We start from the raw sequence: 25,114 nt of genomic DNA on the forward strand, positions 1-25,114 counted from the left end.
ATGATGCCCCGCAACTACGCCCAGCAGTACCGTCAGACGCAGCTGGAGGGCGCCGTCATGGAGGCCGATCCGCACCGGCTGGTCGCGCTGTTGCTGGCGGGCGCCTGCGAGCGCATCCGCCTGGCCGAAGCGTGCCTTGAGCGTGGCGACCAGGCGCGCAAGGGCAAGGCGATCGGTGAGGCCTGCGCGATCGTCGGTCATCTCGATGGTTCGCTCGACCACGAAGCCGGCGGCGAGATCGCGGCCAATCTGTCTTCGCTCTACGACTACATCGTGCGCCGGCTGACCGAAGCCAACCTGCAGAACGACCCTGCCGGCTTGCGCGAATCGCTGGCGCTGCTGGCCGAGGTCGATGCCGCCTGGGCCGCGATCCAGCCCGGCAAGGCGGCCAGTGAAGCGACCGGCGCGCCGGCATGAGCGGACTCGAGGTCCTGCACCACGACCTTGCCGCGCTCGAGGCGGCGATCGCCGACGATGACCTGGCGACCGCAGCGGGCCTGCTGGACGCCTACCAGCAACGCCTGGAAGGCACAGTGGCGTCCGCCGCCGTTCCCCTGCCGGTGCCGGCCCTGCGCGCGCTGCTCGACGCCCAGCTCGCACTGACCGCACGCCTGGGCGTGCGCCGCGACGCGGCCGCCGCCCAGTTGCGGCAGGCACACCGCGCCAACGCGGCCTCGCGGGTCTACGCCGGACTGGAGCAGGCGCCGTGAGTCCGCTCGCGTCGACCACGCCGGCCGACGCCGAGGCGCGGCTGTTCGGCGACGCCCTGAGTTGCGAACTCGACCTGCCGGTGGCCATCGAGCCGGCCGACGGCGCCGGCCGTCAGGCCGAGGCCATCACCCTGTTGTCGGCACTGGCCCACATCGAGGACCTGCGCAAGGACGACGGCAGCGAGGACCACGGCGACCTGCCGCTGCTGGCCCAGCGCATGGACGCCAAGCTCGACCTGATCCTCGCCCTGCTCGGCCGGCTGGCCCGGCGCGATGACGGCCTGGTCGACCGCCGGCTGCACTGGTCCTGCCATGGCCTGCGGGTCGACCTGGAGCCCGGCCAGCACCCGCCCCCGGGCGCGGCCGCAATCGTGCGGCTGCAGCCGGCCGACTGGCTGCCCGACCACCTGGCACTGCCGGCGACGGTGGTGGCCTGCGAACAGGGCCACGCCGGCACCCGGGTGTGGCTGGCCTTCGCCAGTCTGCGCGCCGATCTCGTCGAGGCGCTGGACCGCCATCTGTTCCGTCTGCACCGGCGCCAGGTCGCCGAACAGCGGCGGCGCTGAAGCTTGCCGCCCGGCTGACGTATCCTGTCCACCGGGCGGCCCCCTTACGGCGGCCAGGAGGGGATTGGACTGGTGCGCGTACTGATCGTCGATGACCACACGCTGGTACGGGCCGGCCTGGACCGGCTGCTGCAAGGCTTCGACGATGTCGATGTATGCGCGCAGGCCAGTGGCGCCGACGAGGCGCTGACGCTGAGCCTGGCCCATCGTCCCGACCTGGTGCTGATGGACCTCTCGCTGCCCGGCCGCAGCGGCATCGACGCCATGGTCGCGATCCACGCGCAGTTGCCCGCCACCCGCGTGCTGATCATGTCGATGCACGACGATGCCCAGCACGTGCGCTCGGCGATCGAACGCGGCGCGGCCGGCTTCATCGTCAAGGACGCGGCGCCGATGGAACTGGAAGTGGCGCTGCGCACCGCGTTCACCGGCGAGCTGTATCTCAGCCCGCGGCTGTCGTCACGGCTGATGGCGCCGATGTTCGGCCGCCCGGTCCAAGGCGGCGTCGATGCGCTGTCCAGGCGCCAGCAACAGATCCTCGACCTGATCGGCCGCGGGCGCAGCAGCAAGGAGATCGCCGCCGAGCTCGCGATCAGCATCAAGACGGTCGAAACCCACCGCGCGCGCATGATGGAAACGCTCGGCTGCCGGCGCGCCAACGACCTGGTGCTGCTTGCTGCGCGCCAGCGGCCGGCCGGCGACTGAGGCGCGCCGCCGGAATCCCGGCACCGGCGCCGGCCAGCCTGTCAGGGAAACCCCGACAGCAGTCAGGTAATGCCTTGCCGACGTCGGGAACCGCCCGATAGCGTTGCCGTCACGCGGGCTTCACGATGCCTGCACGCGCCGTCCTCCTGCGCGACGGGATTCCGACATGAAGGCCTCCGCCTCGCTGCAGCTCGGCCAGCAGCTCCACCTGACACCGCAGTTGCTGCAGTCCATTCGTCTGCTGCAGCTCGATGGCCAGCAACTGGAACTGGAAGTGCGCCGCGTGCTCGCGCACAACCCGATGCTCGAGCTCGATGAGGCGGCCCCCGCTGCGCCCGTCCCGACCGACGCCGACGTCATCCCCGACGGCCGGGTGGAAGTCGCCGCGTTCGACGAACTGCCCGAAAGCACGATGTGGGATGTCCGCACCGCCAGTTGGAGCGGCGAGGACGATGGCCTGCAGCGGATGGCGGCCACCGAGTCCAGTGACCCGCATTGGCGGATCCTGCAGCGCCTGGCGCTGGAATTGCCGGACGCGCAGCTGGCGATCGCCGCGTTCTGGCTGGCTCATTGCGACGAGTCCGGCTATCTGCTCGAGCCGCCCGACGCGCTCGCCACGCGCGCATCGGCCCAGTTGGGCTGCTCGGCGGCACAGGCCGAGGCGGTGCGCCAGCGGTTGCTGGCCGGCGACCCGGCCGGGATCGCCGCGCGCGATGTGCCCGAGTGTCTGCTGGCACAACTCGACGCCCTGCCCGGCCGCGTACCGGGCCGCCCGCTGGCCCGGCGCCTGGTCGAGGTCGCGCTCGACCTGCTGGCCGCGCACGATATCGATGCGATCGCCCGCCGTCTCGACCGCGCGGGCGAGGATGTCCACGAGGCGGTCGCGCTGGTGCGCGCACTCGACCCGCGCCCGGCGCAAGTCGGCGCCCCCGTGGTCGACGACGCGGTGGTGCCCGACGTCGTGGTCTGGCATGCCGACGCCGGCTGGCGCGTCGCATTGAACCCCGCCACCACCCCACGCGTGGCCATCAACGCCGGTTTTGAACGCATGCTCGCCGATGGCGGCGAGGCCGCTGCGCCGATGCGCGAACTGCTGCAGGAGGCGCGCTGGTTTGCGCGCGGCCTGTCGATGCGCTACGACACCTTGCTGCGCACCGCGCGCGTGCTGGTCGAACGCCAGGCCGCGTTCCTGACCCGGGGTGAGGAGGCCATCGCGCCGTTGACCCTCAAGGAGGTCGCCGAGGCGATCGGCATGCACGAATCGACGGTGTCGCGGATCACGACCGGCAAATACCTGCAGACGCCGCGCGGCACGATCGAGATGAAGCGGTTCTTCGCGGTGCGCTTGGAAGGCGCGGAGGTCTCCGGCGCCGCAGTCCGGGCGATGGTCCGGCGGCTGATCGAGGCCGAGCCGCGGCACCGGCCGCTGGCCGACGACGCGATCGCTGCCCTGCTCGCACGACAAGGCGTGCACATCGCACGGCGGACGGTCGCCAAGTACCGCGAACAGCTCGACATTCCGCCCGCGCGTCTGCGCCGCGCACCGGCGTCCGCGCCATTGGCCCGAACGGCCTGAGACTGCCCATGGACAAGATCAAAGTACTGCTGGTCGATGACCACGACGGCTTCATCAACGCCGCACTGCGCCACCTGCGCCGGCTGGACTGGCTGGACGTGGTCGGCACCGCCGGCAACGGCCTGGAGGCGATCGCCCAATCCGAGGCGTTGCGCCCGGACGTGGTGCTGATGGACCTGGCGATGCCCGAGATGGGCGGCCTGCAGGCCGCTCGCTTGATCAAGGCGCAGGACGACCCGCCCTACATCGTGATCGCCAGCCACTTCGACGACGCCGAGCACCGCGAGCACGCCACGCGCGCCGGTGCCGACAACTTCGTCAGCAAGCTGTCCTACATCCAGGAAGTCATGCAGATCCTCGAAAGCCTGCGTCATCCGCAGGGCCAGCCCGGAGCGCAGTCGTGAGCGAGCCGCGCATCCTGGTCATCGACGCCGACGGCGACCGCGCCGAGCGGCTGTGCACGCTGCTCGAGTTCATGGACCTGCGCCCGCGCTGGGTCGCCGAACCCGGCGAGATCTCCGCCGCGCGTCACCGGCCCAGCGACTGGGTCGCGGTGCTGGTCGGCGACATCGCGGCCGACGATGCCGCCGCATCTGCGTTCTTCGGCTGGCTGGGCCAGGCCGGGATCGCGCCGCCGGTGCTGTTGATCGACGGCGAGGCGCCGGCGTTCGCCGCCGCGCATGGCCTGCACGAGGCTGGCGTGTGGACGCTCGAATCGCCGCTGCGCCACGCTCAGCTCGAGAACCTGCTGCGCATCGCCAGCCTGCGGCGCATCGATGCCGACCACCAGGCCGCGACCGACCAGGGCTTCGGGCCGACCGGCAGCAGCGAGCCGGTCCGGCGCCTGCGGCGGATGATCGACCAGGTGGCACCGTTCGACACCACGGTGCTGGTGCTGGGCGAATCGGGCACCGGCAAGGAAGTCGCCGCACGCGCCATCCACCAGCGCTCGGCCCGCCGCGATGGGCCGTTCGTGGCGATCAACTGCGGCGCGATCCCGGCCGAACTGCTCGAAAGCGAGCTGTTCGGTCATGAGAAAGGCGCGTTCACCGGGGCGCTGTCGGCGCGCAAGGGCCGCTTCGAGATGGCCGAGGGCGGCACGCTGCTGCTCGACGAAATCGGCGACATGAGCCTGCCGATGCAGGTCAAGCTGCTGCGCGTGCTGCAGGAGCGGTGCTTCGAGCGCGTCGGCGGCAACCAATCGATCCGCTGCGACGTGCGCGTGATCGCGGCGACCCACCGCGATCTCGAGGCGCGCATCGGCGAGGGCCAGTTCCGCGAGGACCTGTTCTACCGGCTCAACGTGTTCCCGATCGAGATGCCGTCGCTGCGCGAACGGCGCGACGACCTGACCGAGTTGGTGGCGACGATCGCCAGCCAGCTGGCACGCAACGGCCGTGGCGAGATCCGCTTCGCGCCCGACACCCTCGACGCACTGGCCGGCTATGCATGGCCGGGCAACGTGCGTGAACTGAGCAACCTGGTCGAGCGCCTGGCCGTGCTCAATCCGGGCGGCCTGGTGCGCGTGCAGGATCTGCCGCAACGCTACCGCGAGCACCTGATCGAGGCGACGCCTGCGGCGCCGCTGGTGGATGTCCCAGCGCCGACGGCGACCGCGGACGTGGCCGAGCCTGCGCAGCTGCCCGAGGACGGGCTGGACCTGCGCGATCACATGGCGCGGATCGAGCTGGGCCTGATCCGCGAGGCGCTCGAGCGCAGCGACGGCGTCGTCGCGCACGCCGCGCAGTTGCTCGGCCTGCGGCGCACCACCCTGGCCGAGAAACTGCGCAAGTACGGCATCGAGCGCGAACTGGCCGCCTGAGCGGCCTGCAAGGCGCGGTCCGGGCGCCCGATGACGCGTACTGCCGTCGCCGACGTCGTCAGCGCGCTTCGACCATTCGTGCGAGCGTCGTCGAACGCAACCGGCGCCTGCGTCGCGTGCCATGCGCTGCATCCTCGAGGACATCGCCTGCCGCCTGCGCCCCGGCCGCGCAGGCAGAACACGCAGCGGACACGGCGCCGACTTTCCGGCGCCACCGCCGCCAAGCCTGCGGCACGCGACTTGCATCGTCCCGGCAGGATTCCGACACCCCGCCCCTCATGAGCCATTCGGTCAACTCGATCCTCTCGCAGATCCGCAGCTACCAGGGCCAGATGCCGGCCATGGCGCAGGCGCGCGAGACGATCGCCGCCGATGCCGCGCGCTCGGATGCGATCCCGGTCCAGGGCCTGGGCGGCGCGCAGGCGCCGGCCGGTGTCGCAGGCGCGGCAAGCCCGAGTTTCGGCGCGACGCTGCGCAACGCGATCGAGGGCGTGAACGCGGCGCAGCAGCGCAGCGGCGCGTTGGTACGTGCGTTCGAGCTCGGCGAGCCGGGCGCGGACCTGGCCAAGGTGATGGTGGCCTCGCAGCAATCGCAGGTGGCGTTCCGCGCCACCGTGGAAGTGCGCAACCGACTGGTACAGGCGTACCAGGACGTCATGAACATGCCGCTGTGACGGCACCGGAGACCGACTGAGCCATGGCGATCCCGCTTCCCAAGGATGTCTTCAACGCCGACAAGGCCGGCGGAAAGGCGGTCGAGGTGCTCGACCGGCTGGAGAAGATGCAGCTCGCCCGTCGCCTGGGCAAGATGCTGTTGCTGGCCGCGGCCATCGCCGGCGGCCTGATCGTGTTCTTCTGGTCGCAGACGCCCGGCTACGTGCCGCTCTATGCCGGTCTCGACGCCAAGGCCACGGCCGAAGCCACCGATCTGCTGCGCACCGCGCAGATCCCGTTCCGCATCGACCAGGCGACAGGCGCGATCTCGGTGCCCGAGCAGAACGTGCACGACGCCCGCCTGAAGCTCGCCGGCTCCGGACTGACCGAGTCGGGCCGTCTAGGCTTCGAACTGATGGAGCGCGACCCGGGCTTTGGCGTCAGCCAGTTCGTCGAGACCGCGCGCTACCAGCACGCACTGGAGACCGAACTGGTGCGCACGATCGCCGCGCTGCGCCCGGTGCGCGATGCCCGCGTGCACCTCGCCATTCCCAAGCCCAGCGCCTTCACCCGCCAGCGCGAGGCCGCCAGCGCCTCGGTGGTGCTCGAGCTGCGCGGCGGCGCCAGTCTCGAGCGCGGTCAGGTCGACGCGATCGTGCACCTGGTCGCCTCCAGCATCCCCGACCTTGCGCCCGAGCGGGTCACCATCGTCGACCAGAACGGCCGTCTGCTCAGCGACAGCCGTCAGGATCCGGACGCGGCGATGAGCGCGCAGCAGTTCGAGCAGGCGCGGCGCCAGGAAACCTCGTTCAACCAGCGCATCCGCGAACTGCTCGAGCCGATGACCGGCGCCGGCCGGGTCAATGCCGAGGTCACCGTGGACATGGACTTCTCGGTCAGCGAAGAGGCGCGCGAGCTCTACAACGCCGAGCCGCCAAAGCTGCGCAGCGAACAGACCAGCGAGAACAGCGCGCCCGCAGGCCCGCAGGGCATTCCCGGCGCGACCAGCAACCTGCCCGACACCGCCGCCAATCCGGCGCCGGTCGATGCGGCAGTGGCTGCGGCCGCGGGCAACGCGGGCGAATCGTCGCGGAGCGCGACGCGCAACTACGAGCTCGACCGCACCCTCAGCCACACCCGCCAGCCGGGCGGCCGGATCCGCCGGGTCACCGCCGCGGTGCTGGTCGACCACGTGCCGCGTGCCGGCGCCGACGGCGCGACCACGTTGCAGCCCTTGACCGCGGCCGAGCTGCAGCGCATCGAAGCGCTGGTGCGCCAGGCGGTGGGGTTCGACGAGGCCCGCGGCGACGTCGTGTCGGTGATGAACGCGCCGTTCGTGCGCGAAACGCTCGACGACGTCGGCGCGCTGCCGTGGTGGCAGCAGCCGATGTTGCGCGATATTGCGCGGATCGCACTCGGTGCGCTGGTCGTGCTGGCGCTGCTGTTCGGCGTGGTGCGCCCGGCGGTGCGTCAGATCACCGGGCCGTCGGCGAAGCCCCGGCGCGCTGCCGACCCGGAGACTGCCGAGGTGGTGATGCTCGACGACGAGGCGCTGCCGGCGCTTGCCGACGACACCGCGCAGATCGGCGCGCTGTCGGCGCCAGCGCATGCGCAGGCGACGATCGCGCTGCCGTCCGATGCTTATGAGGACCGCCTGCGGCAGGCCCGCGAAGCAGTGAAAACAGATTCCAAGCGCGTGGCGCAGGTCGTGAAGGGATGGCTGGGCGATGAAGCGACCACCTGACATGGGGGATATGACCGGCGTGCAGCGCGCCGCGGTGCTGCTGCTCTCGCTCGGCGAGGCCGATGCGGCCGAGGTGCTCAAGCACATGGGCGCCAAGGAAGTGCAGAAACTCGGCCTGGCGATGGCGACCATGGGGCCTGTCAGCCGCGAGCAGGTGACCGGTGTGATGGACGACTTCCACGGCGCACTGGAGCGGCAGACCTCGCTCGGCGTGGGCGCCGACGACTACATCCGCGCGGTGCTGGTGCAGGCGCTGGGCGCCGACAAGGCCGGCAGCCTGATCGACCGCATCCTGCTGGGACGCAACACCACCGGGCTGGACACGCTCAAGTGGATGGACCCGCGCGCGATCGCCGACCTCGTGCGCCACGAGCATCCGCAGATCATCGCGATCGTGATGTCGCACCTCGATCCCGATCAGGCCGCCGATGCACTCAAGCTGATGCCCGAGCGCACCCGCGCCGACGTGCTGCTGCGCATCGCCACGCTCGACGGCATCCCGCCCAATGCGCTCAACGAACTCAACGAGATCATGGAGCGCCAGTTCGCCGGCAACCAGAACCTCAAGTCGTCGGCGGTGGGTGGGGTCAAGGTCGCGGCCAACATCCTCAACTTCATGGAATCGGGTCAGGACCAGGGCCTGCTGGGCGCGATCCGCAAGATCGACCCGCAGCTGTGCCAGCGCATCCAGGACCTGATGTTCGTGTTCGACGACCTGATCGAGCTCGACGACCGCGAGCTGCAGATCGTGCTGCGCGAGGTGTCGGGCGACCGCCTGGGCATCGCGCTGCGCGGCGCCGATCCGCGCGTACGCGAGAAGATCACCCGCAACATGTCGCAACGCGCGGCCGAGATCCTGATCGAGGACATGGAGGCGCGCGGGCCGGTCCGGCTGTCGGACGTGGAGTCGGCGCAGAAGGAGATCCTGACCATCGTGCGCCGGCTCGCCGATGAGGGCGCGCTGACGCTGGGCGGCGGCGGTAACGCGGAGGCGCTGGTATGAGCGGCGCGGTGCGCTGGCTGGCACCGGCGCTCGACGCGGGCGCCAGCCTGGCCCCGGTGGCGGCCGAGGTCCCGGCCGAACTGCCGCGCCCGCCCTCGCTCGAGGAGATCCAGCGCATCCGCGACGACGCCCAGCGCGAAGGCCATGCCGAAGGCCTGACCCAGGGTCGCGCCGAAGGCCTGGCGCAGGCGCAGGCGGAAATGCGCCGGCTGGCCGCGCAGATCGAGGGCATCCTCGACAACTTTTCACGGCCGCTGGCGCGGCTGGAAAACGAAGTCGTCGCCGCGCTCGGCGAACTGGCCGTGCGCGTGGCCGGCGGCCTGGTCGGCCGCGCCTACGAGGCCGAGCCGGCGCTGCTGGCCGAACTCGTCGCCGAAGCCGTCGACGCGGTCGGCGGCGCGGCGCGCGAGGTCGAGGTGCGCCTGCATCCCGACGACATCGCCTCGCTGACGCCGCTGCTGGCGTTGCCGGACGAAACCCGCCTGGTCGCCGATCCGGCGCTGGCGCGCGGCGACCTGCGCGTGCATGCGCCGAGCGTGCGCATCGACGGCAGTCTCGAGGCGCGACTGCGCGGCGCACTGGACACCGTGCTGCGTCGTGCCGGGACGCGCGGATGAGTGCTTCCCTGCCCCGCGCCGATCCCGCCGACTGGCTGGCTGCACGCAACCTGCGGCTGGCCGCACGCCTGGACACCACCGGGCCCGATCCGGCGGCAGGCCGCGGGCTGATCCGCGAAGGCATCCTGCGCCGCGCGGTCGGGCTGACGCTCGAGGCGGTCGGCTGCGAGGCGCCGATGGGCGCAACCTGTCGGGTCGAGGTCGCCGACGGCGGCTGGGTCGAGGCCGAGGTCGTGGGCTTTGCCGGCGAGCGCACCTCGCTGATGCCCAGCGCCGAACTGCACGGCCTGCTGCCCAATGCCCGCGTCGTGCCGCTGCAGCGCCGCGGCGGCGTGGAGATCGGCGAAGGCCTGCTCGGCCGGGTGATCGACAGCGACGGCGTGCCGCTCGACGGCAAGGGCCCGATCCGCGCCGAAGGCACGGTCGGCATGGCCGGTGTGTCGATCAACCCGCTGGCGCGCGAACCGATCACCCAGCCGCTGGACGTGGGTGTGCGCGCGATCAACGCGCTGCTGCCGATCGGCCGCGGCCAGCGCGTGGGCCTGTTCGCCGGCTCGGGCGTCGGCAAGTCGACGCTGCTGGGCATGATGACCCGCTTCACCTCGGCCGATGTGATCGTGGTCGGCCTGATCGGCGAGCGCGGCCGCGAGGTACGCGACTTCGTCGAGACCACGCTCGGGGAGGACGGGCTCAGACGTGCGGTCGTGGTCGCCGCCCCGGCCGACCGACCGCCGCTGGCGCGCCTGCACGGTGCGTATCGTGCGACTGCGATCGCCGAGTGGTTCCGCGACCAGGGCCTCAACGTGCTGCTGCTGATGGACTCGCTGACCCGCTTCGCCCAGGCCCAGCGCGAGATCGGGCTGTCGGTCGGCGAGCCGCCGACCACGCGCGGCTATCCGCCGTCGGTTTTCGCCAAGCTGCCGGCCCTGGTCGAGCGCGCCGGCAACGGCGCCAAGGGCCGCGGCTCGATCACCGCGTTCTACACCGTGCTGACCGAGGGCGACGATCCGCAGGACCCGATCGCCGATGCCGCCCGCGCGATTCTCGACGGCCACATTCTGCTCTCGCGCCGGATCGCCGACGCCGGCCTGTATCCGGCGATCGACGTCGAGTCGTCGGTCAGCCGCGTGGTCACCGAGATCGCCGATGTCGAGTGGCGCGACCGCATCCGCGCACTCAAGCGCCTGGTCAGCGCCTACAACGCCAACCGCGACCTGATTGCCATCGGCGCCTACCAGCGCGGCGGCGACCCGGCCGTCGACGAGGCACTGGCGCGCTGGCCAGAGATCGTCGGCTTCCTGGGCCAGGACATCGCGCGCGCCGCCGACCTGCACCACAGCCGAGAGGCACTCGAACGCCTGCTGCAACCCGAGGAATCCGCCGCATGAAACAGTCCCGACGCATCGATCCGCTGCTCAGCCGCGCCCAGGACCACGAGGATGCCGCGGCGCGCGTGCTCGCCCAGCGCCAGTCCTCGCTCGACGAGCACGAGGCCCGCCTGGCCGAACTGCGCCGCTATGCCGACGAGTACGCGCACAGCCAGCTCGCGGCGACCAGCCCGGCCCAACTCGCCAACCGCCGCGCCTTCCTCGAGCGGTTGGAGAGCGCCGTCGAGCAGCAGAGCCGCACAGTCGATCAGAGCCGGCAGACGGTCGAGCTCGAGCGTGGCCGGCTGCTGCTGGCCAGTCGCGACAAGCAGGTGCTCGAGCAACTGGCCGCCAGTTATCGCGCGCAGGAGCGCCAGGTCGACGAGCGTCGCTCGCAGCGCGAACTCGACGACCTGGGCGCGCGCCGCGTGCGCCTTGCCGCGGCCGAGGGCCAGGACGCATGACCCCACTGGCGACCACCGCGACCACCGGCATCGGCGCGACATCCGTGGCCGCACGCGGTCCCGGCGCGTCGCCCAGCCCCGCCGGCAGCGAGGACGGATTCGCCCGCGCACTCGAGCGGCGACAGGCACAGCGCAGTGCCGACGCCTCGGCGCAGCGGCGCGCCCCGCAGGCGCGGAGCGACGACCGCGCTTCTGACGAGGTCGATGCCGCGGCGTCACCCGACACCGCACCAGCGCCCGAAGACCGCGAATCGGCTGCCGCGACCGGACCCCAGCCACTGCCTGTCGAGCCGATGCCGTGGCCGCCCGCAGGCCTGGCCGGGCTGCCGGGTCTGGCTGCGATGCCGCTTGCCGAGCCGCCTGGCGAGACTGCCGCAGTGCCGGAGGCCTTGAGCCCGCCCCAGGCATCGGCAAGCCCCGCAGTTGCGACGGCAGCCGTGCCCCGCATGCCCGCGCTCGCGCTGTCGCCCGATACCGCATCCGGCGACGAGGCTGCGCTCGCGACCGTCGCCGCCGCCGACATCGCCGCAGCATTACCGGCCGGCGAACCCGCGCCCGATCCCGGCGAGGCCCCGGCGCCGATCGCATTCGCCCTGCCGGGCGCCCCTGCGGCGGCTGTACGCGCCCCGCCGCCGCTGCTCGATGCGCCACTGCCGACGCCCGATCTCCATGGCGGGGAGTTCGAGGACCAACTGGGCGCGCAGCTCGAATGGATGGCCGGCCAGAAGATCGGCCATGCCCGCATCCGCGTCACGCCCCAGGATCTGGGTCCGATCGAGGTGCGTCTGCAGCTCGACGGCGATCGCATCGCCGCCGACTTCGTCAGTCCGCACGCACAGACCCGCGACGCCCTGGAACAGGGCTTGCCGCGGCTGCGCGACCTGCTCGGCGAACACGGCTTCCAGCTCGCGCATGCCGGCGTCGGCCACGACGGCGGCTCGGACGCACGCGAAGGAATGTCGTCGCCGGCCGGGCACCCGGCATCCGCTTCTCGGCAGGATCACGGCCCCGAGACGCTGCCGACGCCCGCCCCGACGACCCGGCGGATCGGCCTGCTCGACGCTTACGCCTAGGCAGGGCGTCGATCCCGCGACGGCCTTCCAGTGGCGGCGCAGCGCGCCGCGGCGGGCGCGCTGCGCCGTCCTCCAACCCTCCGGCACGGCCACGCGTACGCCGCGCGACGATCCGCCGTCGCCAGAACGGCACGGCGATTGCATCGGCAGGCAGGCATTCCCTTTCGGACCCACCCCGTGGCCGCCGCTGCCGATCCCCAACCCAAGTCTCCTCCCAAGAAGCGGCGCAAGCTGCTGTGGCCGATCCTCGGCGGCCTTGTGCTGCTTGCCTTGGCGGCCGCCGGCGGCGCCGCAGCGCTGCACCTGCGCAACAACCCGGGCCCGCCGAAACCCGTGCTGCCGGCGCAGGCCCAGTACCTGCCGATGGCGCCGCCGTTCGTCGTCAACCTCGGCGACGACAGCGAGGGACCGCGCTACCTGCAGGTCGAAGTGCAGTTGGTCACCCGCGATCCACTCGATGTCGCCCAGCTCCAGCACCACGAGCCGGCGCTGCGCGCGCGGTTGCTGATGCTGTTCTCGCAGCAGACCGCCGGCACCGTGGCCACGCGTCAGGGCAAGGAGGCGCTGCGCGCGCAGGCGCTGAGCGAGGTGCAGACGCTGATGACCGAGGAAACCGGCAAGCCGCGTGCCGAGGCGCTGCTGTTCACCAGCTTCGTGACCCAGTGAGGCGAGCGGCATGAATCCCAACGACCTGCTGTCGCAGGACGAGATCGACGCGCTGCTGCACGGCGTCGACTCGGGCGCGGTGGACACCGAGCCGCAGGCCGATCCGGGCGAGGCGCGGACCTACGACTTCGCCAGCCAGGACCGCATCATCCGCGGGCGCATGCCGACGCTGGAGATGGTCAACGAGCGCTTTGTGCGGTTGTGGCGGATCGGCCTGTTCAACCTGATCCGCCGCTCGGCCGACCTGTCGGTGCGCGGCATCGACCTGATCAAGTTCGGCGACTACCTGCACCAGCTCTATGTGCCGACCAACCTCAACCTGATCAAGTTCAAGCCGCTGCGCGGCACCGGCCTGATCGTGTTCGAGCCCAAGCTGGTGTTCGCAGTCGTCGACAACTTCTTCGGCGGCGACGGCCGCTACCCGACCCGCATCGAAGGCCGGGAGTTCACCCCGACCGAGATGCGGGTGATCCAGTTGATGCTGCGCCAGACCTTCGCCGACATGGCCGAGGCCTGGGCACCAGTGCTGGACGTGGAGTGCGAGTACATCAACTCCGAGATCAACCCGCACTTCGCCAACATCGTCACGCCGCGCGAGTACGTGGTGGTGAGCCGCTTCCACGTCGAACTGGAAGGTGGCGGCGGCGAGATCCACATCACCCTGCCCTATTCGATGCTCGAGCCGATCCGCGAACTGCTCGATGCCGGCATCCAGAGCGATCGCGTCGACCGCGACGAAAGCTGGAACGTGTCGATGCGCGAGCAGCTGATGTCGGCCGAGGTCACGGTGTCGAGCATCCTGGCCAAGCGCACGATCGACCTGCGCCGCCTGACCCGATTGAAGGTCGGCGACATCCTGCCGATCGAGCTGCCTGAAGAAGTGCCGATCTGCGTGGAGGACATCCCGGTCTTCACCGGCCGCTTCGGCACCGCCGGCGGTTGCAACGTGGTGAAGATCACCGACACACGCCCGCCCGGCACCCCATCGCCCCGCCCCACCCCCGTCCAGGACCTGCCCGCATGAATCCCCAGGATCCCGCCGCATCCGCAGCCGAGCCCGCGCGCTTCGACGACCTGCGCGCCGAGCGCGCCGACGATGCCGCCGACCTCAATCTCGACGTCATCCTCGACGTGCCGGTCGCGCTGTCGTTGGAAGTCGGCCGCACGCGCATGCCGATCCGCAACCTGCTGCAGCTCAATCGCGGTTCGGTGGTCGAGCTGGAGCGCGGCGCCGGCGAGCCGCTCGATGTGTACGTCAACGGCACGCTGATTGCGCATGGCGAAGTCGTGGTCATCAATGATCGCTTCGGCGTGCGCCTGACCGACGTCGTCAGCCCCAGCGAACGGATCCGGAGACTGCGGTGATCGTCGCAGGCGCCTTTCCCGCTGCCGCGGCGACCGGTCGGGCCGCGGCCCTGTCGGCCGCGCCGGACGCGGCAGCAGCGGCGCCGGCACCCCGCGTCGACAGCGCCGCGGGCAGTGGGACGGACGCGGCACCGGATGCACCGGCGATACCCGTCGAGGCTGCGGCCACGGCCCCTGCGGCCGCCACGCCGCTCGCCAGCCTCGGCGCGCCGACACCGATGCCGATCGGCAGCCATGCGCCGCAGGCCCCGGGCCTGGGCGGTGCATTCGTCGCACTGGTGCTGGTGCTCGGGCTGATCCTCGGCCTGGCCTGGCTGCTCAAGCGCCTGCCCGGCAGCGGCCTGCGCCAGGCCGACGGCCTGCGGGTGGTCGCCAGCATTCCACTCGGCGGCAAGGAGCGCGCCGCGGTGCTGCAGGTCGGCGGCGAGCAGTTGCTGGTCGGCATCGGCGCCGGCGGCGTGCGCACGCTGCACGTGCTGCCCGCACCGCTGGCCGAGGCACCGCCGCTGGCGATGCCGACGCTCAAGTCGCTTCCCGATTTCAGGCAGCTGCTCGCCCAGCGGCTGCGCAAGGACCCCTGATATGTCCCGCCATTCCCGCTTGCTCGCACGCTTGGCCGGCGCGCTGTGCCTGTTGCTGCCGGTGCTGGCACTCGCCGCCCCGGCGATCGCGCCGCAACTGCCGGCATTGCCCGATGTGACCGTCGGCCAGATCGGCGATGCGCCGGTGAGTCTGCCGCTGCAGACCCTGCTGTTGATGACAGCGATCACGCTAATCCCGTCGATGCTGCTGGTGCTGACCGCCTTCACCCGCATCATCGTGGTGCTCGCGCTGCTGCGCCAGGCGCTGGGCACCGGCCAGACGCCGTCCAACCAGGTGCTCGTCGGCCTGGCGCTGTTTCTCACCGCGCTGGTGATGACGCCGGTCTGGGAATCGGCCTGGAATGCGGGCTTTGGGCCCTATCTCGACGGCCGCATCGATTTCCGCACCGCGTGGGACCTCGGCACGGCGCCGCTGCGCGGCTTCATGCTGGCGCAGGTCCGCGAAACCGACCTGATGACCTTCGCCGGCCTTGCCGGACACGGCACCTATGCCGGTCCCGACGAGGTACCGTTCCAGGTGCTGGTCGCCTCGTTCGTGACCAGCGAACTCAAGACCGCGTTCGAGATCGGGTTCCTGATCTTCATCCCCTTCATCATCATCGACCTGGTCGTGGCCAGCGTGCTGATGTCGATGGGCATGATGATGCTCTCGCCGATGCTGGTCTCCGCCCCGTTCAAGATCCTGCTGTTCGTGCTCGTGGACGGCTGGGTGCTGACGGTCGGCACGCTGGCGGCCAGTTTCAACCTGCCATGACCCCCGAACTCGCCCTCACCGAGTTGCGCCGCGGCCTCGAAGTCGCGCTGTGGGTCGGCGGCCCGCTGCTGGCTACCGTGCTGGTGGTTGGCGTCGTGGTCGGCGTGCTGCAGGCCGCCACCCAGATCAACGAGCCGACGATCGCATTCGTCGCCAAGGCGGTCGCGCTGACCGCCGCGCTGTTTGCGCTCGGCGCCTTCCTGATCGGCTATCTCGTCGACTACACGACGACGTTGTTCCACAGCATCCCGCATCTGATCGGCTGATCGCCGCGATGCGCGCAGGCCCCCGCTGATGGATGCCGCCACCCAGATGGCGATCGATGGCCAGGCGGCCTTCGGCATGATCGGCGCGTTGCTGTGGACCGCACTGCGGGTGGGCGCGCTGCTGATGGCGATGCCGATGATCGGCACGCGTGCGCTGCCGGCGCGGATCCGCGTGATGGTCGCGCTGGCGATGAGCCTGGCGCTGGCGCCGATCCTGCCCGCGCCGCCAGCCTGGACCGGCTTCGACGCCGCCACCGTGCTGTCGATCGCCCGCGAGCTCGCGGTCGGGGCTGCGATGGGATTCATGCTGCGCCTGGTGTTCGAGGCCGGGGCGCTGGCCGGCGAATTGATCTCGCAGGGCACCGGCCTGTCGTTCGCACAGATGAGCGACCCGATGCGCGGGGTCAACTCCGGCATCATCAGCCAGTGGTTCTATCTGGCCTTCGGCCTGCTGTTCTTCGCCGCCAACGGCCATCTCGCGCTGGTTGCGCTGCTCGTGCGCAGCTACGAGGCGCTGCCGATCGGCACGGCGTTGCCCGAGCTCGAGGCCACGTTGCGCGTCGCCCCCGAGTTCTTCGCGCTGGTGCTGCGCGGCGCGGTCTCGCTGGCGCTGCCGGTCATGGTCGCGATGCTCGCGGTCAATCTCGCGTTCGGTGTGCTGTCTCGCGCCGCGCCGGCGCTCAATCCGATCCAGCTCGGCCTGCCGATCTCGGTCCTCGTGGGCCTGTTGCTGATCGCAGTGCTGGCCGGGGAACTGGGCCCGCCGATCCAGCGGTTGTTCGACTTGGCCTTCGATGCCGCCGCGCGGCTGCCGCTGGGGCGTTGAGGCCGCGGCTGAGCCAAGGCACCGCCCGCGCGGCATATGACTTGCAGCGGACAGCCCGTCACCTGCGATGCCGGCAACGATGGCCGAGAACGAAGACGGTCAGGAGAAGACCGAACAGCCCAGCGAAAAACGACTGCGCGACGCACGCGAGAAGGGCAACGTCCCGCGCTCGCGCGAACTGTCGACCGTGGCGGTGTTCGGCGCGGGCGTGTGCATGCTGCTGGTCACCGGCGGCGGCCTGTCGGCGCGCGCACTCGACTGGATGCGTGCGGCGCTGACCCCGGACCTGGCGATGCTCGAATCGCCGCAGATGCTGTTCGGCCATGCCGGTCAGCTGATGCTCGGCTTCCTGTGGCTGCTGGCGCCGCTGCTGCTGGTGCTGCTGCTCGCCTGTCTGGTCGCACCGGCGCTGATGGGTGGATTCAACGCCTCGACCAAGGGGCTGGTGCCCGATCTGAAAAAGCTCAACCCGCTGGCCGGCCTCAAGCGCATCTATGGCCCCGAGGGCGCGGCCGAACTGCTCAAATCGCTGTTGCGCGTGGCCCTGGTCGGCACCGCGGCCGCGCTGTTCCTGTGGCCCGGTCTGCATCGCCTGCGCAGCATGCTCGACCAACCACTCGAGGCCGCCGCCGGCGCCGGCCTCGGCTTCGCGCTGTGGATGCTGATGGCAACCTCCGCGGCCTTGCTGCTGCTGGCCTTGCTCGATGCGCCGTACCAGAAATGGAACTGGCGCCGGAAGCTCAAGATGACGCGGCAGGAACTGCGCGAGGAGATGAAGGAAAGCGAGGGCCGGCCGGAGGTCAAGGGCCGCATCCGCCAGATGCAGCAGCAGATGTCGCAGCGGCGGATGATGGAAGACTTGCCCGGTGCCGACGTGATCGTGGTCAATCCCACGCATTACGCAGTCGCGCTCAAGTACGAGGGCGAGGCGATGCGCGCGCCGAAGGTGATCGCCAAGGGCGTGGACGAAATGGCGCTGCGCATCCGCGCCGTCGGCGAGCAGCACCGCATTGCGCTGGTCGCCGCGCCGCCGCTGGCACGCGTCTTGTATCGGGAGGCGCAGATCGGTCAGGAAATCCCCGTGAAGCTCTACGCCGCCGTCGCCCAGGTGCTGTCCTACGTGTACCAGCTGCGCAGTTGGGCGCCGGGCCAGCCCTACCCCGAACTGTCGGCGGTCGAAGTCGATGAGGACGCGACCGGCCGGGGGGCGCAGCCGTGAGCGCGGTGATGCAGTCCGGCCCCAAGCGCCTGTTCGACATGCTGCGCCATGGACTGGGCGCGCCGTTGCTGGTGCTGGCGCTGCTGGCGATGGTCGTGGTGCCGCTGCCGCCGTTCGCGCTCGACGTGCTCTTCAGCTTCAACATCGCGATCTCGCTGGTGGTGCTGCTGGCGGTGGTCTACGTGCAGCGCCCGCTGGACTTCAGCATCTTCCCGATCGTGCTGCTGATGACCACGATGCTGCGCCTGGCGCTGAACGTGGCCTCCACGCGCGTGATCCTGCTGCACGGTCAGAACGGCCCGGGCGCAGCCGGCAACGTGATCGAGTCGTTCGGCGAGTTCGTCGTCGGCGGCAACTTCGCGGTCGGCATCGTCGCGTTCGCGATCCTGACCATCATCAACTTCATGGTCATCACCAAGGGTGCGGGCCGGGTCTCGGAAGTCACCGCGCGCTTCATCCTCGATGCGATGCCCGGCAAGCAGATGGCGATCGACGCCGACCTCAATGCCGGCCTGTTGACCCGCGAGGACGCCAAGGCCCGGCGCGAGGAAGTCCGCCAGGAAGCCGATTTCTACGGCGCGATGGACGGCGCCAGCAAGTTCATCCGCGGCGATGCGATCGCCGGCATCCTGATCCTGTTCGTGACGATCATCGGCGGCCTGGTGATCGGCATGCTCCAGCACGGCATGCCGTTCGGAGACGCGGCGGCGACCTACACCCTGCTGTCGATCGGCGACGGCCTGGTGTCGCAGTTACCGTCGCTGCTGGTGTCCTCGGCGGTCGCGCTCTTGGTCACCCGCGCTTCGCGGGCCCAGGACATGGGCGGCGCGGTGACCGGGCAGGTGTTCGGCCAGTACCGGGCGTTGTCGATCGCGGCGGTCATTCTGCTGGTGGTCGGGCTGGTGCCCGGCATGCCGAACCTCGCCTTCCTGACCTTGGCCGCGCTGGTCGGCTACGGCGCCTGGACGATGCGCAAGCGCAGCCTGGCGGCCGAACGCGCCGCAGCCGCGCCGGACGCCGCACTGCCCGCGCCCGAGCAGGCCGCCAATGCGGAGCTCGGCTGGGACGACCTGCGCCCGGTCGATCCGCTCGGCCTGGAGGTCGGTTATCGGCTGATTCCGTTGGTGGACAAGGCCCAAGGCGGCGAGCTGATGGCGCGGATCAAGGCCGTGCGTCGCAAGCTCACTCAGGACATCGGCTTTCTGATTCCGCCGGTGCACATCCGCGACAACCTCGAACTGTCGCCCACCGCCTACCGGCTGCTTGTCCACGGCGTGCCGGTGGCGACCGCCGAGGTGCATCCCGACCGCCTGCTGGCGCTCGACCCAGGCGGCGCGCTGCAGCCGATCGAGGGCATTCCGGGCAAGGACCCGGCGTTCGGGCTCGACGCACTGTGGATCCTGCCGATCCAGCGCGCCCAGGCCGAAGCCGCGGGTTACACCGTGGTCGATCCGGCGACCGTGGTCGCGACCCACCTCTCGCACCTGGTCCGCGAACAGGCGCCCGAACTGCTCGGGCACGAGGAAGTCCAGCAGTTGCTGGCGACCCTGGCGCGCAGCGCGCCCAAGCTCGCCGAGGACCTCACACCCAAGGCGCTGCCGCTGGCGGTGGTGGTCCGGGTGCTGCAGAACCTGCTGGTCGAGCGTATTCCCGTCCGGCAGCTGCGCCGCATCGCCGAGGCACTGGTCGAGCACGCCGCGCACACCCAGGACCCCGGTCAACTCACCGCCGCGGTCCGCACCGCGCTGGGCCGCTTCATCGTCCAGGAGATCGCCGGCCCGGCGCCCGAGTTGCCGGTCTACACGCTGGCGCCCGCGCTGGAACGGGTCTTGCAGGATTCCGCGCAAGGGACCGGCGCTGCGCTGGAGCCGGGCCTGGCCGAACGTCTGCAGCAGAGCCTGGCCGATTGCGCCGGCCAGCAGGAGGCCAGGAACGAACCGGCAGTGGTGCTGGTCCCCGGCCAGGTCCGCGCCGCGCTCGCGCGTCTGGTCCGGCACAGCGTCCCGACCCTGTCGGTGCTGGCCTACACCGAAGTCCCCGAAGACAAGCGGCTCAAGTTGCTGGGGACGATCAGTTGAAGCGCGGGACTTTGTTGTAGGGACTGGGGACTGGTGAACGCAGGGCCCCGCCACGGAGAACGCACGATGCACGCACGACACCCCAGCGCCCCCCAAGGCCGCCCCGACCGGCGCAGTGCCCTCGCCTGCGCCAGGCCGCATGCCCCATTCCTCATCTCCGGCCGCCGCCCATGAACATCCGCCGTTTCGTCGCCGCCGACATGCGCAGCGCCCTGCAGATGGTGCGGGCCGCGCACGGGCCCGATGCCGTGATCCTGTCCAATCGCCGCACCGACGAGGGCGTGGAGATTGTCGCGGCCAGCAACTACGACGAAAGCGTGGTCCAGCGCGCCCTCGACGAGGCCCAGCGGCGCGAGGCACCGGCCGCCTCGCCTGCCGAGCCGCCGCAGGCGCAGGCCGCCGACGCCCGCGACGACTCGCCCGCCGAACGCTGGCTGCGTGCCTTGGCACCGGCCGAGGCGGCTGCGCCGCCACAGGCGGTGGTCCATGCGGCAGTCGCCGACCCGCCGCCCGCAGCGATCACCGAGGCCCTGCACGCCGAGCTCGCGGACGCCGGCGCCGGATTTCCGTCGTTTGCCGAGCTGCTCGGGCGCCGTCGCTCCGCCGCGGCGACATGGGCCGCCGAAGACGACGGAATTCCGTCGCAGGCGCCGCCCGAACCGCCCGCGCCCGCGCCGGATGTGGCCGCGCCCATCGCGCATACCTCGATGCCGCCGGCCCCGGTCGCCACGCCGCCCGCCCTCGTCGCCGTGCCCGCACCGCCGGCGCCGAGCAGCGACGGCGAGCTGGCGCAGATGCGCGAGGAACTGGCGCAGATGCGGCAGATGATCGAGCGCGAGATGGCGCGCCTGACCGACGAGCGCCTGCGCGGGTCCCCGGCCCGCGGCCAGGTCATGGAACTGATGGAAGACTACGGCTTCGATGCCGGCATCACCCGCGACATCGCCTTGCAGGTGCCGGCCGACACCCCGGCCCACCGCGTCCGCGGCCTGATGCTGGCCTTGCTGTCCAAGCGCCTGCCGATCTGCCCGATCGACCCGCTGGAGGAGGCCGGGGTCATCGCGCTGGTCGGCCCGACCGGCGCCGGCAAGACCACGACCATCGCCAAGCTCGCCGCACGGTACGTCGCCCGCCACCAGGCCCGCGACGTGGCACTGGTGACCACCGACACCGTGCGCGTGGGCGGCCGCGAACAACTGCACAGCTACGGCCGGCAGCTCGGCATCGCGGTGCACGAGGCCGACAGCGAGACCGGGCTGGTCCAGTTGCTGCAGCGCCTGCGCGACTACCGGCTGGTGCTGGTCGACACCGCCGGGCTCAGTCAGCGCGACCGCGCCCTGGCCGGCCAACTGCACTGGCTGCGCGCCGCGCGTCAGATCCGCACCCTGCTCGTGCTGCCCGCCAACACCCATTTCGCCGACCTCGACGAAGTCGTCCGCCGCTTCGAGGGTGCCCGCCCGCAGGGCGCGGTGCTGACCAAGCTCGACGAGACCGGGCGGCTGGGCAGCGTGCTGTCGGTCGCCGTCGATCACGCCCTGCCGCTGACCTGGATCGCCGACGGCCAGCGCATTCCCGACGACCTGCATCGCGCCAATGCCGCCCATCTGGCATTGCGGCTTGAAGATCTCCGCCGCGATGCCGATAAGCCGATCGTCCCCACGCACGATCTCCACGACCCCGACGCCCAGAAGTCCCACCATGCCGTCGCCTGACCTGCCCGCCCCCGCCCCGTTCGCGCCCGTCCGCACCCTCGCCGTCACCGGCGGCAAGGGCGGCGTCGGCAAGACCAACGTGTCGGCCAACCTCGCCATCGCACTGGCCGGCATGGGTCAGCGCACGATGCTGCTCGACGCGGACCTGGGCCTGGCCAATCTGGATGTGCTGCTGGGCCTGTCGCCGCGCTTCACGCTGGCCGACCTCGTGGCCGGGCGCTGCACGCTCGACGAGGCGATCATCGAGGGCCCGGCGGGCGTGCTGATCGTGCCCGCCGCCTCCGGCCGCCGGCACATGGCCGAGCTGCGTCCGATCGAGCATGCCGGCCTGGTCAACGTCTTCAACGAGCTTGAGCGCGAGCTCGATGTGCTGGTGGTCGATACCGCCGCCGGCATCACCGACTCGGTGCTGACCTTCTGCCAGGCCGCGCAGGACGCAGTGGTCGTGGTCTGCGACGAGCCGGCCTCACTCACCGATGCGTATGCACTGATCAAGGTGCTTGCGCGCGAGCGCGGCCTGGACCGGATCCAGGTCGTCGCCAATATGGTACGCAGCCCGCAGGAGGGCCGCGCGCTGTACGACAAGCTGGTGCGCGTGTGTGAGCGCTTCATCGGCGACGTCTCGCTGAACTACCTGGGCGCAGTGCCGCAATGCGAGTGGCTGCGCGCCGCGGTCCAGCGCCAGCAGGCGGTGGTGCGCGCCTACCCGGGCAGCCCGTCGTCGCAAGCGCTGGTGGAGATCGCACGTCGCGTCGCGCGCTGGCAGGCGCCGACCGCGCCGCGTGGCCACGTCGAATTCTTCGTCGATCGCCTGCTGCGCCAGGGAGCGGCCGCATGAACGCCGCCGCCCGCCAGTACCAGGCGGTCCAGCGCGCCAGCGCGCCGGATCCGGTCGTGGTGCATGCCGAATTGGTGCGCCGCATCGCCCATCACATCGCTGCGCGGCTGCCGGCCAGCGTCGAGATCGACGACCTGATCCAGGCCGGCATGATCGGCCTGCTCGAGGCCTCGCGCAGCTACGACGCCGAACAGGGCGCCTCGTTCGAGACCTATGCCTCGATCCGCATCCGCGGCGCGATGATCGACGAGATCCGCCGCGGCGACTGGGTGCCGCGCTCGGTCCATCGCCGTGCACGCGAAGCCGCCGCCGCAATCCGCGAGATCGAGCAGGCCAGCGGCCGCGCCGCCAGCGCCCAGGAGGTCGCGGCCAAGTTGCAGATGCCGCTGGCCGACTATCAACGTCTGCTCGAAGACGCCGCCCGCGGCCAGGTGCTGAGCCTGGACTCGCACGTCGAGGACCACGGCGAGGTCGAGCCGGCCAACCGCGACGGCGGACCGACGCCGCAGGAACACCTGGTACGCAGCGAGTTCGGCCGGGAACTGGCCGCGGCGATCACCCTGCTGCCCGAGCGCGAACAGCTGGTGCTGTCGCTGTACTACGAACAGGAACTCAACCTCAAGGAGATCGGCGCGGTACTGGGCGTGAGCGAATCGCGCGTATGCCAGATCCACGGCCAGGCCGTGGTGCGCCTGCGCGGCCGCCTGTCCGCCTTCGAACTCGCAGATACCGGCATCGGCAACGCCGACTGATGCCCCACCCGTGGAGCCCGCTTTGAACAAGAACATCCGTATCCTCGTGGTCGACGACTTCTCGACGATGCGCCGCATCGTCAAGAATCTGTTGTCGGACCTGGGCTTCAACAACACCGTCGAAGCCGAGGACGGCAACAGCGCGATGGCCGTGCTGCGCCAGGATGCGGTCGACCTGGTCATCACCGACTGGAACATGCCCGGCATGACCGGCATCGAGTTGCTGCGCGCGATCCGCGCCGACCCCAAGTTCCGCGCGCTGCCGGTGATGATGGTCACCGCCGAGGCCAAGCGCGAGCAGATCATCGAGGCGGCGCAGAGCGGCGTGAACGGCTACATCATCAAGCCGTTCACCGCGCAGACGCTGTCGGAGAAGCTTGGCAAGATCTTCGAGCGCCTGGGAGGCGCGGCGTGACCGCCACCGTCGCGGTGACCACCGACCGCAGCCAGCTCGCAGGGCTGCTGCACGACGCGCTCGAAGCGCTCGAACGCGGCGACGAGGCCGGCTGGCGTCGGCAGGTCGACGCACTCGCCGCCGCCCGCGCACGCACCCTGGTCGACGGCCTGGGCCGGCTGGCGCGCGAACTGGCGCAGGCGCTCGACACGCTGCCGGCCGCACCCGCGCAAGGTGGGCTCGACGATGCCTGCGCCCGCCTCGACCACGTGGTGACGATGACCGAGCAGGCCACCCACCGCACGCTCGATCTGATCGAGGACAGCCGCGCGCACGTCGCCCAGTTGCGCGCCGGCACGCTGGACGCCGCGCAGACCGCGACCATCGACGCGCTGCGCGAGAACCTGCGCGAGATGGCGCTGGCGCAGAGCCACCAGGACCTGGGCGGGCAGATCATCCGCCGCGTCGCCGGCATCGTGCGCGGCGTGCACGAAGGCTTCGGCGCCCTCGGGCTGCCGCCCGCCGACGGCGAACAGGACCGTCTGCGGGCCGTCGGCCCGGCCGTTGCCGGGCTCGACACCGGCACCGTCGGCCAGGACGACGCCGACGACCTGCTCTCGCGCCTGGGACTCTGAGCGATGCAGTTCTCGCCCGACATCGCCGCCGATTTCGTGCTCGAGGCACGCGAGCTGCTCGTCGACCTGGGCGGGCAACTGGTCGAACTGGAGCAGTCGCCGGACGACCGCGAACAGCTCAACGCGGTCTTCCGCGCCTTCCACACCCTCAAGGGCGGCGCCGGCTTCCTCGGCGCAACCGCGCTGGTCGAGCTGTGCCATGCCGCGGAGGAAACGCTGGGCGCCGCACGCTCGGGCGCCGCGACCTTGTTGCCGCGGCATTTCGACGCCGCGCAGCAGTCGCTCGACTGGCTGCAGGCGATGGTCGACGCGGTCGAAACCGGCAGCGACGTGCCGCATGCGCCGCCCGAGCTGATTGCCGGATTCGCGCTCGACACCGCCGCCCCCGTTGCACCGGGCCCGGCCGCCCGTGCGGCCCCGACCGTCGCCGCACCGTCTGCCGCGGGCGGCGAGATGATCGACGATGACGAGTTCGAGGCGCTGCTCGACCAGTTGCACGGCAACGCGGCGCCCGGCGCATCGGCCCCGGCGCCCGCACCAGGCCCGAACGATCCGATCGACGACGACGAGTTCGAAGCCCTGCTCGATCAGTTGCACGGCAAGGCCGCCCCAGGCGCCACGCCGGTCGCCGCCGCACCGGCCGCGGGTGGCGACACCATCGACGACGACGAATTCGAAGCGCTGCTCGACCAGCTGCACGGCGCGC

General features: G+C 71.1%; 29 protein-coding genes. All 29 read left to right on the forward strand.

What is annotated here, in order from left to right; translation table 11 throughout:
- Window positions 1-417, forward strand: coding sequence for a flagellar export chaperone FliS (fliS, locus tag WAF18_RS11795; RefSeq protein ID WP_337245260.1), 417 nt, complete (start codon window positions 1-3; stop codon window positions 415-417).
- Window positions 414-710 (forward strand): hypothetical protein, encoded by a 297-nt coding sequence (locus WAF18_RS11800; protein WP_337245261.1) that lies wholly within the window; start codon window positions 414-416, stop codon window positions 708-710. Before fliS ends, WAF18_RS11800 begins: the two co-directional genes overlap by 4 nt.
- The gene (locus WAF18_RS11805) at window positions 707-1,276 is read left to right on the forward strand and encodes a PilZ domain-containing protein (protein ID WP_337245262.1); all 570 of its coding nucleotides are present in this window, start codon (window positions 707-709) and stop codon (window positions 1,274-1,276) included. Before WAF18_RS11800 ends, WAF18_RS11805 begins: the two co-directional genes overlap by 4 nt.
- Window positions 1,277-1,348: 72 nt before the next feature.
- A complete protein-coding gene (locus WAF18_RS11810; RefSeq protein WP_337245263.1) occupies window positions 1,349-1,981 on the forward strand; it encodes a response regulator transcription factor in 633 nt (210 codons plus the stop codon).
- A 166-nt stretch (window positions 1,982-2,147) separates the two neighbouring features.
- Entirely contained in the window at window positions 2,148-3,557 is a 1,410-nt protein-coding gene (gene rpoN / locus WAF18_RS11815; RefSeq protein ID WP_337245264.1) for an RNA polymerase factor sigma-54, read from the forward strand.
- A gap of 8 nt (window positions 3,558-3,565) precedes the next feature.
- The gene (locus tag WAF18_RS11820) at window positions 3,566-3,961 is read left to right on the forward strand and encodes a response regulator transcription factor (protein ID WP_337245265.1); all 396 of its coding nucleotides are present in this window, start codon (window positions 3,566-3,568) and stop codon (window positions 3,959-3,961) included.
- Window positions 3,958-5,379, forward strand: a complete 1,422-nt coding sequence (locus WAF18_RS11825; RefSeq protein WP_337245266.1) for a sigma-54 dependent transcriptional regulator — start codon at window positions 3,958-3,960, stop codon at window positions 5,377-5,379. Before WAF18_RS11820 ends, WAF18_RS11825 begins: the two co-directional genes overlap by 4 nt.
- Window positions 5,380-5,657: 278 nt before the next feature.
- Complete coding sequence (gene fliE / locus WAF18_RS11830; RefSeq protein WP_337245267.1) at window positions 5,658-6,053, forward strand: flagellar hook-basal body complex protein FliE; 396 nt, start codon at window positions 5,658-5,660, stop codon at window positions 6,051-6,053.
- A gap of 23 nt (window positions 6,054-6,076) precedes the next feature.
- A complete protein-coding gene (fliF, locus tag WAF18_RS11835; RefSeq protein ID WP_337245268.1) occupies window positions 6,077-7,777 on the forward strand; it encodes a flagellar basal-body MS-ring/collar protein FliF in 1,701 nt (566 codons plus the stop codon).
- 10 nt (window positions 7,778-7,787) lie between these two features.
- Complete coding sequence (gene fliG, locus WAF18_RS11840) at window positions 7,788-8,780, forward strand: flagellar motor switch protein FliG (protein WP_183427103.1); 993 nt, start codon at window positions 7,788-7,790, stop codon at window positions 8,778-8,780.
- On the forward strand, window positions 8,777-9,397 hold the full coding sequence (locus WAF18_RS11845; protein WP_337245269.1) for a FliH/SctL family protein: 621 nt from the start codon (window positions 8,777-8,779) through the stop codon (window positions 9,395-9,397). Before fliG ends, WAF18_RS11845 begins: the two co-directional genes overlap by 4 nt.
- On the forward strand, window positions 9,394-10,785 hold the full coding sequence (locus tag WAF18_RS11850) for a FliI/YscN family ATPase (protein WP_337245270.1): 1,392 nt from the start codon (window positions 9,394-9,396) through the stop codon (window positions 10,783-10,785). Before WAF18_RS11845 ends, WAF18_RS11850 begins: the two co-directional genes overlap by 4 nt.
- Window positions 10,782-11,228 (forward strand): flagellar export protein FliJ, encoded by a 447-nt coding sequence (gene fliJ / locus WAF18_RS11855; protein WP_183426888.1) that lies wholly within the window; start codon window positions 10,782-10,784, stop codon window positions 11,226-11,228. Before WAF18_RS11850 ends, fliJ begins: the two co-directional genes overlap by 4 nt.
- Window positions 11,225-12,301, forward strand: a complete 1,077-nt coding sequence (locus WAF18_RS11860) for a flagellar hook-length control protein FliK (protein WP_337245271.1) — start codon at window positions 11,225-11,227, stop codon at window positions 12,299-12,301. The genes fliJ and WAF18_RS11860 overlap by 4 nt, the downstream gene beginning before the upstream one ends.
- A 177-nt stretch (window positions 12,302-12,478) precedes the next feature.
- On the forward strand, window positions 12,479-12,967 hold the full coding sequence (locus WAF18_RS11865; protein WP_337245272.1) for a flagellar basal body-associated FliL family protein: 489 nt from the start codon (window positions 12,479-12,481) through the stop codon (window positions 12,965-12,967).
- A gap of 10 nt (window positions 12,968-12,977) precedes the next feature.
- Window positions 12,978-13,991 (forward strand): flagellar motor switch protein FliM, encoded by a 1,014-nt coding sequence (gene fliM / locus WAF18_RS11870; protein ID WP_337245273.1) that lies wholly within the window; start codon window positions 12,978-12,980, stop codon window positions 13,989-13,991.
- Window positions 13,988-14,332: a flagellar motor switch protein FliN gene (fliN, locus tag WAF18_RS11875; RefSeq protein WP_183426885.1), complete on the forward strand. Its 345-nt coding sequence runs from the start codon at window positions 13,988-13,990 to the stop codon at window positions 14,330-14,332. The genes fliM and fliN overlap by 4 nt, the downstream gene beginning before the upstream one ends.
- Before the next feature lie 218 nt (window positions 14,333-14,550).
- Window positions 14,551-14,913 carry a flagellar biosynthetic protein FliO gene (fliO, locus tag WAF18_RS11880; RefSeq protein WP_183427101.1) on the forward strand — a complete coding sequence of 121 codons (363 nt, stop codon included), beginning with the start codon at window positions 14,551-14,553 and terminating at the stop codon, window positions 14,911-14,913.
- Window position 14,914: 1 nt separating this feature from the next.
- On the forward strand, window positions 14,915-15,688 hold the full coding sequence (gene fliP, locus WAF18_RS11885; RefSeq protein ID WP_337245274.1) for a flagellar type III secretion system pore protein FliP: 774 nt from the start codon (window positions 14,915-14,917) through the stop codon (window positions 15,686-15,688).
- Complete coding sequence (locus WAF18_RS11890) at window positions 15,685-15,954, forward strand: flagellar biosynthetic protein FliQ (protein ID WP_183426883.1); 270 nt, start codon at window positions 15,685-15,687, stop codon at window positions 15,952-15,954. Before fliP ends, WAF18_RS11890 begins: the two co-directional genes overlap by 4 nt.
- Window positions 15,955-15,982: 28 nt before the next feature.
- On the forward strand, window positions 15,983-16,780 hold the full coding sequence (gene fliR, locus WAF18_RS11895) for a flagellar biosynthetic protein FliR (protein ID WP_337245275.1): 798 nt from the start codon (window positions 15,983-15,985) through the stop codon (window positions 16,778-16,780).
- Window positions 16,781-16,859: 79 nt separating this feature from the next.
- Window positions 16,860-17,999: a flagellar biosynthesis protein FlhB gene (gene flhB, locus WAF18_RS11900; protein ID WP_337245286.1), complete on the forward strand. Its 1,140-nt coding sequence runs from the start codon at window positions 16,860-16,862 to the stop codon at window positions 17,997-17,999.
- A gap of 8 nt (window positions 18,000-18,007) precedes the next feature.
- Window positions 18,008-20,077, forward strand: a complete 2,070-nt coding sequence (gene flhA, locus WAF18_RS11905; protein ID WP_337245287.1) for a flagellar biosynthesis protein FlhA — start codon at window positions 18,008-18,010, stop codon at window positions 20,075-20,077.
- Between the two features lie 170 nt (window positions 20,078-20,247).
- Complete coding sequence (flhF, locus tag WAF18_RS11910) at window positions 20,248-21,789, forward strand: flagellar biosynthesis protein FlhF (RefSeq protein WP_337245276.1); 1,542 nt, start codon at window positions 20,248-20,250, stop codon at window positions 21,787-21,789.
- The gene (locus WAF18_RS11915; RefSeq protein WP_183426878.1) at window positions 21,776-22,627 is read left to right on the forward strand and encodes a MinD/ParA family protein; all 852 of its coding nucleotides are present in this window, start codon (window positions 21,776-21,778) and stop codon (window positions 22,625-22,627) included. The genes flhF and WAF18_RS11915 overlap by 14 nt, the downstream gene beginning before the upstream one ends.
- A complete protein-coding gene (locus WAF18_RS11920; RefSeq protein WP_337245277.1) occupies window positions 22,624-23,379 on the forward strand; it encodes an RNA polymerase sigma factor FliA in 756 nt (251 codons plus the stop codon). The genes WAF18_RS11915 and WAF18_RS11920 overlap by 4 nt, the downstream gene beginning before the upstream one ends.
- Before the next feature lie 22 nt (window positions 23,380-23,401).
- The gene (locus WAF18_RS11925) at window positions 23,402-23,794 is read left to right on the forward strand and encodes a chemotaxis response regulator CheY (RefSeq protein ID WP_183426876.1); all 393 of its coding nucleotides are present in this window, start codon (window positions 23,402-23,404) and stop codon (window positions 23,792-23,794) included.
- Window positions 23,791-24,408 (forward strand): protein phosphatase CheZ, encoded by a 618-nt coding sequence (locus WAF18_RS11930; RefSeq protein WP_337245278.1) that lies wholly within the window; start codon window positions 23,791-23,793, stop codon window positions 24,406-24,408. Before WAF18_RS11925 ends, WAF18_RS11930 begins: the two co-directional genes overlap by 4 nt.
- Window positions 24,409-24,411: 3 nt before the next feature.
- Window positions 24,412-25,114: Hpt domain-containing protein (locus WAF18_RS11935; protein WP_337245279.1), on the forward strand; the 703-nt coding region annotated here is incomplete at its 3' end.

It is taken from the genome of Luteimonas sp. gir (genome assembly GCF_037198055.1).
Classification (GTDB): Bacteria; Pseudomonadota; Gammaproteobacteria; order Xanthomonadales; family Xanthomonadaceae; genus Luteimonas; species Luteimonas citri_A.

Excerpts from the sequence above, each read along its gene's own strand:
- fliM (WP_337245273.1), top strand. The coding sequence starts at position 12,978 with ATGAATCCCAACGACCTGCTGTCGCAGGACGAGATCGACGCGCTGCTG.
- WAF18_RS11915 (WP_183426878.1), top strand. The coding sequence starts at position 21,776 with ATGCCGTCGCCTGACCTGCCCGCCCCCGCCCCGTTCGCGCCCGTCCGC.
- fliE (WP_337245267.1), top strand. The coding sequence starts at position 5,658 with ATGAGCCATTCGGTCAACTCGATCCTCTCGCAGATCCGCAGCTACCAG.
- fliO (WP_183427101.1), top strand. The coding sequence starts at position 14,551 with ATGCCGATCGGCAGCCATGCGCCGCAGGCCCCGGGCCTGGGCGGTGCA.
- fliJ (WP_183426888.1), top strand. The coding sequence starts at position 10,782 with ATGAAACAGTCCCGACGCATCGATCCGCTGCTCAGCCGCGCCCAGGAC.
- flhA (WP_337245287.1), top strand. The coding sequence starts at position 18,008 with ATGCAGTCCGGCCCCAAGCGCCTGTTCGACATGCTGCGCCATGGACTG.
- WAF18_RS11845 (WP_337245269.1), top strand. The coding sequence starts at position 8,777 with ATGAGCGGCGCGGTGCGCTGGCTGGCACCGGCGCTCGACGCGGGCGCC.
- WAF18_RS11860 (WP_337245271.1), top strand. The coding sequence starts at position 11,225 with ATGACCCCACTGGCGACCACCGCGACCACCGGCATCGGCGCGACATCC.
- fliP (WP_337245274.1), top strand. The coding sequence starts at position 14,915 with ATGTCCCGCCATTCCCGCTTGCTCGCACGCTTGGCCGGCGCGCTGTGC.
- fliR (WP_337245275.1), top strand. The coding sequence starts at position 15,983 with ATGGATGCCGCCACCCAGATGGCGATCGATGGCCAGGCGGCCTTCGGC.
- fliG (WP_183427103.1), top strand. The coding sequence starts at position 7,788 with ATGACCGGCGTGCAGCGCGCCGCGGTGCTGCTGCTCTCGCTCGGCGAG.
- flhF (WP_337245276.1), top strand. The coding sequence starts at position 20,248 with ATGAACATCCGCCGTTTCGTCGCCGCCGACATGCGCAGCGCCCTGCAG.
- flhB (WP_337245286.1), top strand. The coding sequence starts at position 16,860 with ATGGCCGAGAACGAAGACGGTCAGGAGAAGACCGAACAGCCCAGCGAA.
- WAF18_RS11890 (WP_183426883.1), top strand. The coding sequence starts at position 15,685 with ATGACCCCCGAACTCGCCCTCACCGAGTTGCGCCGCGGCCTCGAAGTC.
- WAF18_RS11820 (WP_337245265.1), top strand. The coding sequence starts at position 3,566 with ATGGACAAGATCAAAGTACTGCTGGTCGATGACCACGACGGCTTCATC.
- WAF18_RS11920 (WP_337245277.1), top strand. The coding sequence starts at position 22,624 with ATGAACGCCGCCGCCCGCCAGTACCAGGCGGTCCAGCGCGCCAGCGCG.
- fliS (WP_337245260.1), top strand. The coding sequence starts at position 1 with ATGATGCCCCGCAACTACGCCCAGCAGTACCGTCAGACGCAGCTGGAG.
- fliF (WP_337245268.1), top strand. The coding sequence starts at position 6,077 with ATGGCGATCCCGCTTCCCAAGGATGTCTTCAACGCCGACAAGGCCGGC.
- rpoN (WP_337245264.1), top strand. The coding sequence starts at position 2,148 with ATGAAGGCCTCCGCCTCGCTGCAGCTCGGCCAGCAGCTCCACCTGACA.
- fliN (WP_183426885.1), top strand. The coding sequence starts at position 13,988 with ATGAATCCCCAGGATCCCGCCGCATCCGCAGCCGAGCCCGCGCGCTTC.
- WAF18_RS11850 (WP_337245270.1), top strand. The coding sequence starts at position 9,394 with ATGAGTGCTTCCCTGCCCCGCGCCGATCCCGCCGACTGGCTGGCTGCA.
- WAF18_RS11800 (WP_337245261.1), top strand. The coding sequence starts at position 414 with ATGAGCGGACTCGAGGTCCTGCACCACGACCTTGCCGCGCTCGAGGCG.